Genomic DNA, 17,225 nt, shown 5'->3' with positions numbered 1-17,225 from the left:
AACGAGGCTGCGATCTTTTGATTTTGATGATCACCGCCCCTCACCCTAACCCTCTCCCAGAGGGAGAGGGGACTGACCGAGGTGCCTTTTTCTATCCGCCGACCTGAATTACCGAGTCGAACTCAGGATCTGGAAAGCCCTCGATCGGCTCCCTTTCCCCCTCTCCCATTGGAAGAGGGCAAAGCAGACACAAAAATGCCGCTCAACGAGCGGCATTTTCATTGGCACAACAACCAGCTATTTACGCAGATCAAACCGGTCCAGATTCATCACCTTCGTCCATGCCTTGACGAAATCGTTGACGAACTGCGTCTTCGCGTCGGAACTGGCATACACCTCGGCCAATGCGCGCAATTGCGCATTCGAGCCGAACACCAGATCCACCCGCGTCGCCGTCCATTTCGCCGCTCCGGTCTGGCGATCACGACCCTCGAACTCGTCGGCATCCCGCGAGGTCGGCGTCCACTCCACACCCATGTCCAGCAGGTGGGTGAAGAAGTCATTGCTCAGCGCTTCGGTTTGGTCGGTGAACACGCCATGCCGGGTCTGCCCGACGTTGGTGTTCAACACCCGCAGACCACCCACCAGTACGGTCATTTCCGGCGCGGTGAGGGTGAGCAATTGCGCCTTGTCGATCAGCAGGGTTTCCGCCGCAACCGTGTATTTGCCTTTGCTGTAATTGCGGAAACCGTCGGCGATCGGTTCGAGGAAGCCGAACGATTCGACATCGGTCTGCTCCTGCGAAGCATCGACGCGGCCCGGTGAGAACGGCACCGACACCGAATGCCCGGCGTTTTGCGCGGCTTTCTCCACCCCGGCATTGCCGGCCAGCACAATCAAGTCGGCCAGCGAGATCTTCTTGCCACCGGCCGCGCCGTTGTTGAAGTCGTTCTGAATGCCTTCGAGTGTGCTCAGCACCTTGTCCAGTTGCTCCGGCTGGTTGGCCTGCCAGAACTTCTGTGGGGCCAGACGCAAGCGCCCGCCGTTGGCACCGCCGCGCTTGTCCGAGCCGCGGAAGGTCGACGCTGCCGCCCACGCGGTGGAGACCAGTTGCGAGACCGACAGTCCTGAATCCAGCACCTTGTTCTTCAGCGCCGTGGCGTCGCTGTCATCGATCAGCGCATGCGTTACGTCGGGCAGCGGATCTTGCCAGAGCAACTCCTCTTGCGGCAGTTCCGGGCCGAGGTAGCGAGAGAGTGGCCCCATGTCGCGATGGATCAGCTTGTACCAGGCGCGGGCGAACGCGTCGGCGAGCTGATCGGGATTGGCCAGGAAGCGTCGCGAGATCTGCTCATAGGCTGGATCGAAACGCAGCGCCAGGTCGGAGGTGAGCATGGTCGGCGAGAGCTTCTTGTTCGGATCGTGAGCGTGGGGAACGGTGCCTGCACCGGCGCCGTTTTTCGGTTGCCACTGATTGGCGCCCGCCGGGCTTTTGCTCAGCTCCCATTCGAAGCCGAACAGGTTTTCCAGATAGTTGTTGCTCCACTGTGTTGGCGTGGTGGTCCAGGTGACTTCCAGGCCGCTGGTGATGGTGTCGGCGCCTTTCCCGGTGCCGAAAGCGTTTTTCCAGCCCAGACCTTGTTGTTCAAGGCCGGCCGCTTCCGGTTCGGCACCGACATTGTCGGCAGGGCCGGCGCCGTGGGTCTTGCCGAACGCATGACCGCCGGCGATCAGCGCCACGGTTTCTTCGTCGTTCATGGCCATGCGGCCGAAGGTTTCGCGAATGTCCTTGGCCGAGGCCACCGGGTCCGGGTTGCCTTCAGGACCTTCCGGGTTCACGTAGATCAAGCCCATCTGCACGGCGGCGAGGGGATTTTCCAGATTGCGTTCGCCCTGATCGGTGCGGCTTTCTTCGCGGCCATGCAAGTCGGGCTCAGCCACCAGTGTGCCGTCGCCGGGTTCCTGCACCGGGCCGTTGCTTTTGCCATAACGGTTGTCGCCGCCGAGCCACTCGGTTTCCGAGCCCCAATAAACGTCTTCATCCGGTTCCCAGACATCCGCGCGGCCGCCGGAGAAACCGAAGGTCTTGAAGCCCATGGATTCCAGGGCGACGTTGCCGGTGAGCACGATCAGGTCGGCCCAGGAAATATTGCGTCCGTATTTTTGCTTGATCGGCCAGAGCAGGCGGCGGGCCTTGTCGAGGCTGACGTTGTCCGGCCAGCTGTTGAGCGGCGCAAAGCGTTGCTGACCGGAACCGGCACCACCCCGGCCATCGGCGGTGCGATAGGTCCCGGCGCTGTGCCAGGCCATGCGCACGAACAACGGACCGTAATGGCCGAAGTCGGCTGGCCACCAGTCCTGGGAGTCGGTCATCAGCGCTTTGATGTCTTGTTTCAGAGCCTGGAAGTCGAGGCTTTTGAAGGCTTTGGCGTAGTCGAAGTCCTGGCCCAGCGGATCGGACTTGGGTGAATGCTGGCTGAGGATCTTGAGGTTGAGTTGGTTCGGCCACCAGTCACGGTTCGTCGTACCGCCACCGGCGGCGTGGTTGAACGGGCATTTCGATTCGTTTGCCATGTTCGTATCCCTATCAGGTCTGCGGCCGGCTCGTGCCGACTTCGGACTGGTAAGGCTAGACCCGAGTTGGCAACTCGGCTAATAGCCCGACTATTGGACACTGATAGGCAAACTCTTTCGCCGCACATGCAGGAGCTGCCGAAGGCTGCGTTTTTTTGATCTTGTTGTTCACCGATAAATCAAAAGCAAAGATCGCAGCCTTCGGCAGCTCCTACAGGGGTTAGCTCGATTGCGCGGTGTCGTCCTCCGGCACGTCGTCGAGGATGTCGTCCTGGCCAGGCAATTCGGTGATGACGCTGAAGTCGCTGACTTCGACCGCGCCATTCCCATACCCCAACAAATGAAACGAAAAGGCCTTGCGCGGTTGTGGGTTGTCGAAACTGAAATCCATCTCCAGTGGCTGATCCGCCGTGGCGACCATTTCTGCCGGCAGGCCCAGTTGCACGTCCTGTTCGAATTCCTTGGCCTTGAGCTGAATGTACGCCGCCTGCTGCGGGTCGACCGAACGCACGGTGAGGCGTACGCGGGTGTGTGAGCCTTTGGGCATTTCCAGGTATTGCGCGCCGATCAGGTTGTCGGCCCAGTCATCCTTTATCTGCGCTTGCAGAGGGATGATGTTGTTGCTGCCGAACTGGTAGCGATGGTTGAGCGGCGTGCGCAGCAAGGACAGGTCCAGGGCGTCGGCGCGCGCGGCGATCTGCCGGGCCGGGTGGCCGCTGTAGGTGCCTTTGTAGGTGGCGCTTTCGGCGATGAAGCCGGGGCTTTGGTAATAGCGGCAGCGGCGCGGCAGGTCGCACTCGGAGAAAATGCCCTGACCGTTGTGGTAGCGCAGTTTGCCGTTGGTGAACGACATGATTTCGCGCCCGGAATCGTAGTCGCGAAACAGCGAACGACCGCTCAGCGCCGTCGGTACGGGCAGGTCGAAATAGTCGAGGATCGAAGTGCTCAGATCGACGTGGCCGTACACCCCGGCATTCAGGCGCGGCAGTTGCGCCTGTTCCGGTGCCAGCGTCAGATTGAAACCCCATGAAGAGGCCAGCCGCACGCCGTCGATGCCGTGGGATTCATCCGAGGTGATCACCACCAGCGTGTCTTTCAGAATGCCCTGGCGTTCCAGCCCCGAAAGAAACTGATCCAGCGCATCGTCGAGGTAACCGACGGCGGCCTGCTTCGGCGTCTCATAGCGCTGCAGGTAATCGTCCGGTGCGGAGTAGGGCTGGTGGGTGCCGACCGTCAACAACGTAAGCATCCACGGCTGTTTGTGCTTTTTCAGTTGGCCGACGTAATCCAGCGCGCCTTCGAAGAACGCCTTGTCATCCTTGCCCCACGGGAACTCCAGATAGTTGCTGTTGCTGAACCATTCCAGGCCGTGGGTCGCATCGAAACCGATGTGCGGCATGATCTTGTCTTTGGCCATGAAGCGCAGGCCGGCGCCCTGTAGATAGTGGGTGCTGAAACCGTGCTCGCGCAGCTGCGCCGGCAGGCAGGCCTGATTGCGCTCGTTGAGAGTGAGCATTTCCACGCCCTTGGGCGTGCCGTTGTTGAGCTTGTCGTAGTCACCGCAGAGCATGGCGTACAGACCGCGAATGGTCTGATGGGTGTGCAGCACGTAATCCGGCGTGTTCATGCCGCGCTCGGCCCAGCGGCTGAGGTTGGGCATCAGGTCTTCCTGATAATGACTGCCGATCGCCTCGCGGTTGGCACGGATGTAGGCGCCGGGAATGCCTTCCAGGGCGATGATCAACACGTTGCGCGCCTGACCCGGCGCGGTCAGCAGCTTCTGGCCATTGAGGTCGACGTCGGTGAGCCCCGCCATTGCGGGCGTCGGCTCTTCGAGGTCACCGTCCAGCCATTCCTCGGCCTGGATCTGCAGGTCGGCGACTTCACTGGCGAGCAATTGATGCGGCAGGTTGTACAGGCGCCATGCGTCGCCGTCGTTCGGCCACAGGTTTTGCGCAGCCCAGTGTGCGGCGAACAACACGATTGGCGCGGCCCAGAACGCGCGCGGCAGTGCCGGACGAGACAGACCACGTCCGGCCACTTGAGTGAGCAGCCAGAAACTCAATGCCCCCAACAAAGCGAAAGCCAGGGCAGGGTGCGCAAGTCCGCCGCCGGTGGAATTCTCGACGAACTGCGGGTCGATCAAATAATGAATATCCGAAGGCGTCGGCAGGCGGCCGACGGCGCTGACCAGTTCTGCCGTGGCGATCGCCAGCAGCGCCCAGAACACCAGCACCGGCAAGGCCAGCCACCAAGCGCGACGATGCAGTGCTACCACCAGCAGACTGCCGACGGCCAGATCCGACAAAAAGCCCAGCGGTGTCGACCAGCCCAACGCCGCGCGCAGGCACACCGGTACGATCAATACCAAAACGATCAAGGACAGGAGGCGGGCATTCGGCCGCCGCAGCCAGTTGAAAAGAGCACTCACAAAAAAGGCCTGCATGTCATCAAAGGGTCAAAAAAGTGTGGGTGATGATACCAAGGACAGGCCGGCTGATCGGCTTTTTAAACCTGCGGCTGGCGATCCTTTAAATGTCGTGGACCCAGATCGGGCACGGGTTCTGGACGTATTGCGGCTTTAAAGTCAGCGGAGTTTTTTGTTTCAGACTGTTGTAAGTCCGTCCGCCTCTCGCGATATCCACGCAACAGACAGCCAACCGCTCAGTGCTATCGATATGCGATAAAGATATTTAATTTCTATTTTTTATAGCTATAAAGTCAGACCTTTCAGCCCACCCCCATGCTGCGAGGTTGTCATGGCCACACCGTTCAAACGTTCCGCGCTGACTCTGTTGGCCGCTACTCTGGCAGCGGGCGCGCTGTTCAGTAGCGGCGCTCAGGCCGAAGGCAAGATCAGCATCGCCCAGCAATTCGGCATTGGTTACCTGATTCTCGACGTCGTGCGCGACCAACAACTGATCGAGAAACATGGCAAGGCCCAGGGCCTGGAGATCAAGGTCGACTGGAACAGCATTTCCGGCGCCACCGCCATGAACGAAGCGCTGCTGACCGGTGCGCTGGACGTGGTCTCCGCCGGCGTGCCGCCGATGCTCACCGTGTGGGACCGCACCAAGGGCAAACAGAACGTCAAAGCCATCGCCGCGCTGGGCTCGATGCCCAATTATCTGCTGACCAACAACCCGAACATCAAAACCCTGAAGGACTTCAGCGACAAGGACCGCATCGCCGTGCCAGCCGCGGGCGTAGGCTTCCAGTCGCGCACGCTGCAGATCGAAACCGCCAAGGAATTCGGCGACGACCAGTTCAAGAAATTCGATAACATTTCGGTCAGCCTGCCGCACCCGGACGCCACCGCCGCGCTGATCGCCGGCGGCTCGGAAATCAACTCGCATTTCTCCAGCCCACCGTTTCAGTATCAGGCGCTGCAAAACCCTAACGTGCACAAAGTGCTGAGTTCCTACGACATCCTCGGCGGCCCGGCGACGTTCAACGTGCTCTACACCACAGAAAAATTCCACGACGAAAACCCGAAAACCTACAAGGCGTTCTACGACGCACTGGCTGAAGCCGAGAAAATCATCAAGGCCGACAAACCCGCCGCCGCCCAGGCCTATATCCGCGTAGAACAATCGAAACTGCCGCTGGCCCTGGTCGAGCAAATCGTCAAAGACCCGGAAATCGACTTCACCGTCGTACCGCAACGCACGTTCATCTATGCCGAGAAATTGCAGGAACTGGGTGTGTTGAAAAACAAGGCGGCGAGCTGGAAGGATTACTTCTTTGAAGAGGCGCATGGTGGCGCGGGGAGTTGAGGGATTGGGCATCACCCGGCACTAGTGTAGGAGTGAGCCCGCTCGCGAAAGCGTCGGGTCATTCGACATTTTCGTGACTGACACACCGTGATCGCGAGCAGGCTCGCTCCTACAGGGGATTTGTGGCGGATGCCAAATGGGGCATCACCCGGAACTACTGTGGGAGCGAGCCTGCTCGCGAAAGCGTCAGGTCATTCGACATTTTCGTGACTGACACACCGTGATCGCGAGCAGGCTCGCTCCTACAGGGGATTTGCGGCGGATGCGAAGTGGGGCATCACCCGGCACTACTGTGGGAGTGAGCCTGCTCGCGAAAGCGTCAGGTCATTCGACATCTTCGTGACTGACACACCGTGATCGCGAGCAGGCTCGCTCCTACAGGGGATTTGTGGCGGATGCGAAATGGGGCTTCACCCGGCACTACTGTGGGAGCGAGCCTGCTCGCGAAAGCGGAGTTTCAGCCACAGGTGATTTGCCTGACCTGACGCCATCGCGAGCAAGCTCGCTCCCACAGGTTTTTCTGCCAGGCGAACAGCATGTCCGTCAGCGATCAATGCGTCTTGCTGTGATCGTGGCCGCCCATGTTGGTCAGCGCGCGAACCGGTGCTTTGACCTCAATGATTTCTTTCTCGCCCTTGGCGTTTTCCACGGTCAGGGTCAGCGGCACGCTTTCGCCTTCCTTCAACTGACCGGTCAGGCCCATCAGCATGACGTGGTAGCCGTTCGGGTCGAAGCTCACGGCTTTGCCGGCGGGCAGGTCAACCGACTTCACCGGGCCCATGTTCATGACGTCGTTCTTCATGCTCATCTCATGAATCTGCACGTCCTTGGCCACTGGCGAGGCGACGCTGAGCAGTTTGCTGTCGCTGTCGGCAGTGACGGTCATGAACGCGCCGCTGGCAGACTGGGTCGGCACGGTTGCACGGACCCAGGCGTCGTCGACTTTGGTCTGCGCGGACGCCTGAAAGGCCAGGCCGAGCAGGGACAATGCACACACTGTGCTTTTAAGGTGGTTCAGAACGGGATGCATCAGCAGACCTCCATAACAGTAAGCAAATCTTCCGTGCACTCTTGGGCTGTCAGCGAAGTGGACAGGCCCAGGCGCAACTCACCACGCGAGTCGTAGACGTAGCTGGTGGACGTATGGGAGATGGTGTAGGTGTCGCCGGCCGGGACTTTTTCGTAGAACACGTCGAATTCCTTGGCGGTGGCCTTGGTTTCCTCAAGCGTGCCGTACAGCGCGACGAAGCTCGGGTCGAAGGCTTTGACGTAGGCGTCGAGGATCTGCGGCGTGTCGCGTTCGGGATCGAGGGTGATAAACACCACTTGCAGGCGGTCGCCGTCGCGGCCCATGAGTTTCTTGATCTGCGCGGCGCGGGCCAGGGTGGTGGGGCAAACGGCCGGGCATTGGGTGAAGCCGAAGAAGATCATCGGCATCATCCCGCGAAAGCTCGACAGCGACATGGTTTCGCCTTCAGGGTTCTTCAGCTTGAAGGTGCGTCCGAGGATCTTGTCGCTCAGATCCTTGCCGTACTTGTACGACAGTTGGCCACGGGTATCGCAACCGGCGAGCAGGCCGAGCCCGAGCACGCCCATTCCCGCAAGTACCTTGCGGCGAGTCAACAAAGCCGTCATCTAATACCGCCCTTTGCAGCCCGCAAGTCGGCAGGACTGGCGGGGGGTTAACCGTAAAAGCGCCGCATGATAGCAAACTGAGGCTGATCGCCGGCCGCCGATCGCCGCGCGGTGCCGGATCGGGCGACAAAAGGTGTAAGAAGAAATGACCGAAGATCAGCGCAGCGCCGGCGCCTCCGTCTGCCAGCCACCGCCCAGCGCGGTGTACAGATTGACCTCTGCAACCAGTTGCGCGAGGCGGTCGCTGATCAAGGCTTGTTGCGAAGTGAACAGCGAACGCTGCGCATCGAGAAAGGTCAGGCTGCTGTCGACGCCGTTGCGATAACGGTTCTGCGCCAGGTTGTAGTAGTCCTGCGTGGCTTGCACCAGATCGCGCTGGGCCTGCAGTTGCTGCGCATAGGTGCTGCGCGCCGCCAGTCCGTCGGCGACTTCCTGAAACGCCGTCTGGATCGATTTTTCATACTCGGCGACGGCCACGTCTTTTTGCAGCCGCGCGTAGTCCAGACTCGCGCGCAGGCTGCCGGCATTGAAGATCGGCAGGCTGATCTGCGGCTGGAACGTCCACGCGCCGGAGCCTGCGCTGAACAACCCGGAGAGATCGCGACTGGCGGTGCCGGCACTGGCGGTCAGGCTCACGCTGGGGAAAAACGCTGCGCGCGCCGCGCCGATGTTGGCGTTGGCGGCTTTGAGCCGGTATTCGGCCTGGAGAATGTCCGGGCGCCGTTGCAACAGATCCGACGGCAGCCCGGCCGGCAGCGGCGATACCAGCTCACTGGCCAGTGGCAGCGCCGGCAATTGCTCGGGTACCGGCGCACCCACCAGTAAGGTCAGGCTGTTCAGGTCCTGGGCGACCAGACGCTGATAGCGCGCCAGATTGACCCGCGAACTGTCGACGCTGGTCCGCGCCTGCGCCTGTTCCAGCGCCGAAGACTTGCCAGCCTCACGGTTGCGCGTGGTCAGGTGCAGGCTCTGCTCGTCCGCGGCGAGGGTGTCGCGGCTCAATTCCAGCAATTGCTCATCGGCGCGCCAGGTCAGATAGGCGCTGGCAACGTTGGCCACCAGACTCAGCTCGGCACTGCGTCGCGCCTGCTCAGTGGCGAGCCAGCTCTGCAACGCTTGTTCGCTGAGGCTGCGCACCCGACCGAACAGATCCAGCTCATAAGCACTGATGCCCAGATTGACCGTGTACGCCGAGGTGATTTGCGCCGGGCCGCCGGTGACGCTGGACGGCAGGCGCTGGCGCAACTCGTTGGCGTTGGCCGACACCGCCGGCAGCAGGTCGGCGCGCTGAATGCGGTATTGCGCCTGAAACGCTTGAACATTCAGCGCTGCCACGCGCAGGTCGCGATTGTTGCTCAGCGCGGTTTCGATCAGTTGCTTGAGGGCCGGGTCGTTGAACAGCGTGTGCCAGTCTTCGCGGTTCGTGGTCGGCTGGGTCGCCACCGGGTACTGCGCGGCGCTTGGCGACGGCGGTCGCTCATAATCAGGGATCAGCGAACACCCGGCCATGAGTAGAGCCGTGCACAGTAGGGGAAGGCGTAAGCTCGAACACCTGCGTTTCGGCTGCACATGCGGTAAAGGTCGAGAAGGGTTCAAGCGCCGGCCATCCATTTCGCCAGGCCATGTCGCCCGCTGACACCCAGTTTGGCGGCGGCGCGCTTGAGATACGTCTCGATCGAGCTGTTCTTGACCCGCAGTTTTTCCGCCATTTGCGGCACGGTAGCGCCGGTCAGCAGACCCAGACAGACTTCCTTCTCGCGGGCCGACAGGACAATGGCGCTCAACGCCAGCCGCTCATCGAAGACCTGCGCCAGCGGCGCCTGCTCCAGCTCGGCCAGCGCCGGGCGAGGCAAGCGGGCGAGGCTTTGTCGGGTCATTTGCGCGTGCCGCTCGATCAGCGGCAGCAAGGTGTCGGACAGGCTTTTCAGAAACGCCAGCTCCGGCAGGGAGAACACCCGCTGGGTATGCGGCCGGTACACCGAGATCACACACCGGCGATTGGACGTGCGTGACACCAGATTGCATTGGTGCACGCCGTGTTGCGGATGGCGTGGCAGCAAGGAGGCTTTCAACTGGATCAGCAGTGAGTCGTTCATCTCGATCATTTTCTGCAACAGCGGATGATCGTCCGGTCGCTCGATCGCTGCATGGCATTCGCCAGCCGAAGGCAGGCCTGCACAGCCCAGCGGTTTGATCTCGACCACGCTGGCCTGACGCTCATCCAGCGTCCACTCACTGAGGTCGAGGCGGTTGACCGGCACCAATGTGTCGACCAACTGGAACATGTTGCTGGCGAAATGATCGTCGCCGGTGCTGGCTATCAACTCTCCAAGTTGCCAGTAGAAGTGCGGGTTTTCCATGTTGCGAATACTGCCGGTCAGATTCATATCCTTCTCATCCCTGGTTCAGAGTCATCACCGCTTCGTCTACCGTTCATGCACACGTCACCGCGCAATCATTTCTCCTTGAACTGAGCTGCAGCGGAATTTAATCCTATGCATTTGTCCTGCGTCTGTAGGGGAAAACAGGGACACAAAGTGCCACTATTTCCGCTGAGATGCTGATGGCAGGCGGCTGCGCTCAATCGGCATGCGTGACTGATGAGTCATGCCGAACGCCCGGATTATCGGCAGATGAAGTCTTCCCGGCGTCGACTGCCCAGCGAAAAGCGCTACCTCGGAATGGTGTTTTTCCTACAGATTTTTCAGTCGTTGCTTCAGCAAACAGGGCGCGGCGCGCCTGAGTTCGGGGGGGGAGGGCGAGTGGGGCAGGGAAGCGTTGCGCTTGTCCGGGTTTCAGGTGTCATCCCGTAAACGGGGCCGATGCTTGAATATCCGGCAAATCACATGAGATGGATCTTATGCAGCCTACTTCTGCTCCCGCAGCGGACGATCTGTCCGTGCCTCGCGAAACCTTCGCGCTGACCGCCGCCCAACGAGATATCTGGCTCGATCAACTCAGTCGCGGTGATTCGCCGCTGTACAACATTGGCGGATACGTAGAGCTAAATGGCCGGCTAGACCCGGCGGTCATGCAGGCAGCGCTGCAATCGCTGGTCGCCAACAATGATGCGTTACGCACCGTCCTGTTGCCGGTCGCCGGGGCCGATGGCATGCCCCTGCAAACTTTCGCCTCGACGATGCCAGTGGCCGTGCCGCTGTTTGATCTAGCGGCGCTGGACGATGCGCAAGCGGCGGCGCAGGCGTTGGTAAAGCAGCAAATGCAGCAGGTCTATCGCCTGGACGGCGATCCGTTGTTCCGTTTCTGTCTGATTCGTCTGGACGAAGAGCGTCATTGGCTGGCGACCCAGGCCCATCACCTGATTCTCGACGGTTGGGGCTTTGGCCAGATGCTCAGGTCGCTGGGCGAGATCTACAGTGCACTGAGCGAGGGACAACCAGCGACCCTTTCGGCGCCGTCCTATGTCGATTTCATTGCCGACGACGCGCGCTATCAGGGTTCGGATCGGCACGCCCGCGATCGCGCCTACTGGCTGGACAAGTACCGGACGCCGCCGGAGCCGTTGCTCCTGCCGCGCCATCGTCAGGATTCCGGCCAAGTGTCGCGGGCGGCGCAGGCCCATGTGCAAGTCATGCCCGCGTTGCTGCATCAGCGCATGCAGCAAGCGGCGCGAGAGCATGGCGCTTCGGCGTTTCATGTTTTCTTGGCGGCCTTGCATGTGTATTTCAGCCGCACCGCGCAACGCGACGATTGGGTGGCGGGCCTGCCGATTCTCAACCGCTCCGGTGCCCGTTTCAAACCCACCCTCGGCCTGTTCGCCCAGGTCAGCGCAGTGCGCCTGGATTTTGCTCGGGACTTGCCATTTGCGCAGTTGGTGCAAGCCATCGCCGCGCAGCTGAAACAGGATCTGCGCCATCAGCGGTTTTCCCTGAGTGAAATGAATCGCGCGCTCGGCCTGCTGCGCGAGGACCGCGCCCAATTGTTCGAAGTATCGGTGTCCTACGAGCAGGACGACCACGATTACCGCTACGGCGCGGCCTCGGCGCGCACCGTCAAAGTCTCCAACGGCCACGAAGCCACACCGCTGGCGATCCATCTGCGCAGCAATTGCTTCGACGCTCAGGCCTGGCTGCATCTGGTCTACGACCAGGCGTACTTCGATGCCCAGGAAGTTGAAGCGCTGGGCGCACGGTTGCTGTTGATCCTCGAGCAGGGGCTGGAGCAACCGGCGGTGTCGACGGCAGAGTTCGGTCTGAGCACCGCAGACGAAGCGCAGCTGTTGCAGCAATGGAACGACACGCGGATGGATTTTCCGCAGGGCCAGACCATTGCCCAGCGTTTCAGCGCGCAAGCAGACCAGCGCCCTGACGCCATCGCTGCTGTTTATCAAGGGCAGCAACTGACCTATGGCCAACTCAACAGCCAAGCCAATGACCTCGCCCGACATCTGCTTGAACTCGGGGTAAAACCCGATGATCGCGTCGCCGTGGTCGCCCGGCGCGGGCTCGATACGCTGGCGGGACTGCTCGCTGTGCTCAAGGCCGGCGCAGCTTATGTGCCGATCGACCCGGCGCAGCCGCGCGAGCGTTTGAGCTACTTGCTGACGGACAGCGCACCGCTGGCCGTGCTGATCCACAGTGATTTGCGCGCTCGCTTGCAGTTGCTGCAGGTGCCGGTGATTGCCCTTGATCAACCTGATTGGCCGACCGCCAACGAGGCCGACCCGGTAGTGGCGGGAGTGACCGTGGCCAACCTCGCCTACGTGATTTACACCTCCGGCTCCACCGGCCTGCCCAAAGGCGTAATGGTCGAGCATCGCACGCTGGGCAATCTGATCGACTGGCATTGTCAGGCCTTCAGCCTCGGCCCCGGCCAGCACACCTCCAGCCTCGCCGGATTCGGCTTCGACGCGATGGCCTGGGAAGTCTGGCCGGCCCTGTGTGCTGGCGCGACCTTGCATCTGGCACCGGCCCGTGAAGGCAGCGAAGACATCGATGCGCTGCTGACCTGGTGGCGTTCGCAACCGCTGGATGTGAGTTTCCTGCCCACGCCCGTCGCCGAATATGTCTTCAGCCGCAAAATCAAGCATCCGACCCTGCGCACCCTGTTGATCGGCGGCGATCGTCTGCGCCAGTTCAATCGTGCGCAGTCATTCGAGGTGATCAACAACTACGGCCCGACAGAGGCCACTGTGGTCGCGACGTTCGGCAGAATCGAACCAGGACGAGCGCTGCATATCGGTCGACCAGTGAGCAACGCCACGGTGCATGTGCTCGACCAACAGCAGCGGCCACTGCCAATCGGCGTGACCGGCGAGCTGTACATCGGCGGCGCCGGTATTGCCCGGGGATACCTGAATCGCCCGGAACTGACCGCCGAACGCTTTCTGCGCGACCCGTTCAGTAATGACCCGGCGGCGCGCCTGTATCGCAGCGGCGATCTGGTGCGCTGGCGCGCAGATGGCACCCTTGAATATCAGGGGCGCAGCGATGATCAGGTGAAAATCCGTGGTGTGCGTGTGGAACCGGGCGAAGTCGAGGCCGCGCTGAGTCGCCATGACGCGGTTCAGGAGGCAGTGGTGCTGGCGCGGGACGGCCAGTTGCTGGCGTGGTTCAGCGAACGCCGACCGGTGCAAGTCCTTGAGTTGCACACCTTTCTGCAAGCGCATTTGGCCAGTGCCCTGCTGCCGCAGGCGTACGTGCGTGTGCCGGCGATGCCGCTGACCGCCAATGGCAAAATCGACCGCAAGGCCTTGCCGGCCCCGGGCGCTGAAGCGTTGATACGCCGTGAATATGAAGCGCCGCAGGGCGAAGTGGAAAGCGCATTGGCGCAGATCTGGGCCGAGGTTTTGCAAGTAGCGCGAGTCGGGCGCCACGATCATTTCTTCGAACTGGGCGGGCACTCGCTGCTGGCAGTGAGCCTGATCGAACGTATGCGTCAGCTCGGCATGACTTGTGATGTGCGCGTGTTGTTTGGCCAACCGACGCTCGCCGCACTGGCGGCGGCCGTTGGCAGTGGACGAGAAATCGAAGTGCCGGCCAATCGCATTGCCGCCGGTTGCACCGCGATCAGCCCCGACATGCTGGCGCTGATCGAGCTGGATCAGGCCACTCTCGATCGCGTTGTCGCCAGCGTGCCCGGAGGCGCGGCCAACGTGCAGGATATCTACCCGCTGGCGCCGTTGCAGGACGGCATCCTTTATCACCACATCACCGCCGCGCAGGGCGATCCGTACCTGCTGCAATCACATCTGGCGTTTGCCAGTCTGGAGCGCGTCGAGGCCTTCGCCGACGCTTTGCGTGCGGTCATGGCGCGCCACGACATTCTGCGCACCGCGGTGGTCTGGGAGGGGCTGGTCACGCCAGTGCAAGTGGTGCTGCGCCACGCCGAACTGCCGCTGCGGGAGATCGAAATCGATCGTGCTCAGGGCGACGTTCTCGAGCAATTGCATCAGCGCTTCGATGCCCGGCGCTATCGCCTCGACGTCAGTCAGGCACCGCTGCTGCGCTTGCTGTTTGCCCATGATCCCGCCAACTCGCGGCTGGTCGGCGTGTTGCTGTTCCATCACCTCGCGCTCGATCACATAGCCCTAGAAGTGCTGCGCGCAGAAATGTCCGCCAGCCTCGCCGGACTGCGCGAGCCTCTGCCGCCGGCGGTGCCGTACCGCAATTATGTGGCGCAAGCGCGGCTGGGCGTCAGCGAAGCGGAACATGAGGACTTCTTCCGTGAAATGCTCGGCGATATCGATGAGCCGACCTTGCCGTTCGGTTTGCACGACGTACAAGGCGATGGCCGGGGTATCGAAGAATCGCAGCAACATCTGGCCAGCGAACTGGATGGCCGACTGCGCCAGCAGGCGCGCCGACTCGGTGTCAGCGTCGCCAGCCTGATTCATCTGGCCTGGGCGCGGGTACTGGCGGCAACCTCGGGGCAGGAGCGCGTGGTGTTCGGCACGGTGTTGATGGGCCGCATGCAGGGCGGCGCCGGCGCTGATCGTGCGTTGGGGGTGTTCATCAATTCCTTGCCGTTGCGCGTCGATGTCGACGCTGCGGCGCGAACCGCCGTGCAGGCGACCCACCGGCGCTTGACCGGTTTGCTCGGGCACGAACACGCATCGCTGGCACTGGCCCAGCGCTGCAGCGGCGTGGTCGCGCCGATGCCGCTGTTCAGCGCACTGCTCAACTATCGCCACAGCGAGCGACAGCTCGGCCAGGCAGAAGGGCCGCAGTGGCAGGGCATCGAAACCCTCGCCAACGAAGAACGCACCAACTACCCGCTGACCCTGAGCGTCGACGATTTCGGCGATGGTTTGCAGTTGACCGCCAGAGCCGTGACCAGCATCGGCGCGCGCCGCATCGGCGACTACATGCACACGGCCCTGGGCGGGCTGATCGAGGCACTGGAGCATGACTCGGATCTACCGCTGAGCCGACTGCCGATTCTGTCACCGGCAGAGCGCGACCAGTTGCTGACCCGCTTCAACGCCACCGCAGTTGACTGCCCACTCGAGCAACCGCTGCACGTGTTGTTCGAGCAGCAGGTGCAACGCCGGCCGGATGCAATCGCGTTGCAGGCCGGCGATGCACAACTGAGCTGGCGGCAACTTAACGAACAGGCCAACCGTCTGGCCCGTCACCTGCGTGAGCAAGGCGTGGGACCCGATGCGCGGGTGGCGATCTGTGTCGAGCGCAGTCTCGAGCTGGTGATCGGCCTGCTGGCGATTCTCAAGGCCGGTGGCGCCTACGTGCCGCTGGACCCGGATTATCCGTTGGCGCGTCTTGAATTCATGTTGCGCGACAGTGCCCCGGTGGCAGTGCTGCTGCATGCAGCGACCCGTGACCTGCTGCGTGACACGGATGTAACCGTGGTCGACCTCGACCGCAGCACCTGGGACGAGGCATCAAGCGACAATCTGCAGGTGGCGGACCTGAGTGCGGCGAACCTGGCTTACATGATCTATACCTCGGGCTCCACCGGCACGCCCAAGGGCGTGATGATCGAGCATCGCAGTGTCTGCAACCTGATGCACTGGGGCTCGCAGATCCGCCCGCCGACCGAGGACGGCGCGCTGTTGCAAAAGGCGCCGTTCAGTTTCGACAGTTCGGTATGGGAGATTTTCTGGCCGTTGAGCGCCGGTCTGCGCCTGGTGCTGGCGCGCCCCGACGGCAACCGCGATTCGGCCTACGTCACGCAAGTGATTCGTGAACAGCGCATCAGCGTGGTCAAGTTCGTCCCGGCGTTGTTGCAGCAGTTCCTCGAGCAGGAAGACGTCAGCAGCTGCACCAGCCTCACCGACGTGTTCTGCGGCGGCGGCGACCTGACCATCGCCATGGTCCGTGCCGTGCGCGACCGCTTGCCGTGGGTGCGCCTGCACAATGTGTACGGCCCGACCGAAACCACGGTCGACAGCAGCGCCTGGACCCTCGAACCCCATGAACCGCTGCCCGAGCGGGTCATCCCGATCGGCAAGGCACTGTGCAACACGCGGCTGTATGTGCTCGATCGCAACGATCAGCCGGTGCCACTGGGCGTCAGCGGCGAGTTGCACATCGCAGGCGTTGGCGTCGCCCGCGGTTATCACCAGTTGCCGCAGGTCCAGGCCGAACGCTTCATCGACAGCCCATTTGTGGCGGGTGATCGCTTGTATCGCAGCGGTGATCGGGTGCGCTATCAGGCAGACGGCAATCTCGAGTTTCTCGGCCGCACCGACTTCCAGCTGAAACTGCGCGGCCTGCGTCTGGAACCGGGAGAAATCGAAGCGCGGCTGCTCGAGCATGCTGCCGTGCGCCAGGCCGTGGTGCTGGTGCGCGATGAGCGCCTGGTCGCCTATTTCACCGTGGGCGAAGGCCACCCGGCGCCTGCCATCGAAGCGCTGCGTGAGCATGTCTTGCAGCAATTGCCCGAGTACATGGTGCCAGCCGCCTTCGTGCTGCTGGCGGCGATGCCACTGACGCCGAATGACAAGGTTGATCGCAAGGCCTTGCCGGCCCCCGGCGCCGAACACCTGCTCAGCCGCGCCTACGTGGCGCCCGAGGGCGACCTCGAACAGGCCGTGGCGCGGGTCTGGGCCGAGACGCTGGGCATCGAGCAGATCGGGCGCAACGACAATTTCTTCGAGTTGGGCGGGCATTCGTTGCTGGCGGTGAGTCTGGTGGCACGCATGCGTCAGGCCGGGCTGCACGTCGATGCCCGCACGCTGTTCAGTCAGCCGACGCTGGCGGCACTGGCGGCGCAGACCTCGCGGCAGACGCACAAGGTCGACATCGCGCCCACCACCATTCCGCAGCTCAACCGCAAGCGGCGGATCTGACCGGGCCAGGGCGTCTGCGCTGCTGTGCG

The 17,225-nt window shown here is 62.2% G+C and carries 8 protein-coding genes; 2 read left to right on the top strand and 6 right to left on the bottom strand.

All coding sequences use genetic code 11. From position 1 onward, the window contains the following. Positions 1–237: 237 nt before the first annotated feature. Positions 238–2,514, bottom strand: a complete 2,277-nt coding sequence (katG, locus tag BLU71_RS11105) for a catalase/peroxidase HPI (protein WP_064361996.1) — start codon at positions 2,512–2,514, stop codon at positions 238–240. A 220-nt stretch (positions 2,515–2,734) separates the two neighbouring features. Next, entirely contained in the window at positions 2,735–4,945 is a 2,211-nt protein-coding gene (locus BLU71_RS11100) for an LTA synthase family protein (protein WP_083354332.1), read from the bottom strand. Between the two features lie 328 nt (positions 4,946–5,273). Between BLU71_RS11100 and BLU71_RS11095 the strand changes: the two genes are divergently transcribed. Continuing rightward, positions 5,274–6,290, top strand: coding sequence for an ABC transporter substrate-binding protein (locus BLU71_RS11095; protein ID WP_065617021.1), 1,017 nt, complete (start codon positions 5,274–5,276; stop codon positions 6,288–6,290). A gap of 550 nt (positions 6,291–6,840) precedes the next feature. Here the strand turns inward: BLU71_RS11095 and BLU71_RS11090 are convergent. From BLU71_RS11090 to BLU71_RS11075, 4 genes are all read right to left on the bottom strand, one after another. Continuing rightward, positions 6,841–7,320 carry a copper chaperone PCu(A)C gene (locus BLU71_RS11090; protein WP_083353088.1) on the bottom strand — a complete coding sequence of 160 codons (480 nt, stop codon included), beginning with the start codon at positions 7,318–7,320 and terminating at the stop codon, positions 6,841–6,843. After that, a complete protein-coding gene (locus BLU71_RS11085; protein WP_016774221.1) occupies positions 7,320–7,925 on the bottom strand; it encodes an SCO family protein in 606 nt (201 codons plus the stop codon). Before BLU71_RS11085 ends, BLU71_RS11090 begins: the two co-directional genes overlap by 1 nt. A gap of 156 nt (positions 7,926–8,081) precedes the next feature. After that, positions 8,082–9,494: an efflux transporter outer membrane subunit gene (locus tag BLU71_RS11080; protein ID WP_269457544.1), complete on the bottom strand. Its 1,413-nt coding sequence runs from the start codon at positions 9,492–9,494 to the stop codon at positions 8,082–8,084. A gap of 23 nt (positions 9,495–9,517) precedes the next feature. Next, on the bottom strand, positions 9,518–10,312 hold the full coding sequence (locus BLU71_RS11075) for a helix-turn-helix transcriptional regulator (protein WP_083353086.1): 795 nt from the start codon (positions 10,310–10,312) through the stop codon (positions 9,518–9,520). A 473-nt stretch (positions 10,313–10,785) separates the two neighbouring features. Here BLU71_RS11075 and BLU71_RS11065 point away from each other — a divergent pair, with 473 nt between their 5' ends. Continuing rightward, positions 10,786–17,196 (top strand): non-ribosomal peptide synthetase, encoded by a 6,411-nt coding sequence (locus BLU71_RS11065; protein ID WP_083353084.1) that lies wholly within the window; start codon positions 10,786–10,788, stop codon positions 17,194–17,196. Positions 17,197–17,225 lie beyond the last annotated feature (29 nt).

The sequence above is a fragment of the Pseudomonas moraviensis genome, assembly GCF_900105805.1.
Classification (GTDB): domain Bacteria; phylum Pseudomonadota; class Gammaproteobacteria; order Pseudomonadales; family Pseudomonadaceae; genus Aquipseudomonas; species Aquipseudomonas moraviensis_A.
Note: the sequence above shows the minus strand (reverse complement) of the source record. Positions and strands in the feature narration are given on the sequence as shown.

Coding starts and splice junctions, on each gene's coding strand:
- katG (WP_064361996.1), bottom strand. CDS start 2,514: ATGGCAAACGAATCGAAATGCCCGTTCAACCACGCCGCCGGTGGCGGT.
- BLU71_RS11095 (WP_065617021.1), top strand. CDS start 5,274: ATGGCCACACCGTTCAAACGTTCCGCGCTGACTCTGTTGGCCGCTACT.
- BLU71_RS11090 (WP_083353088.1), bottom strand. CDS start 7,320: ATGCATCCCGTTCTGAACCACCTTAAAAGCACAGTGTGTGCATTGTCC.
- BLU71_RS11085 (WP_016774221.1), bottom strand. CDS start 7,925: ATGACGGCTTTGTTGACTCGCCGCAAGGTACTTGCGGGAATGGGCGTG.
- BLU71_RS11075 (WP_083353086.1), bottom strand. CDS start 10,312: ATGAATCTGACCGGCAGTATTCGCAACATGGAAAACCCGCACTTCTAC.
- BLU71_RS11065 (WP_083353084.1), top strand. CDS start 10,786: ATGCAGCCTACTTCTGCTCCCGCAGCGGACGATCTGTCCGTGCCTCGC.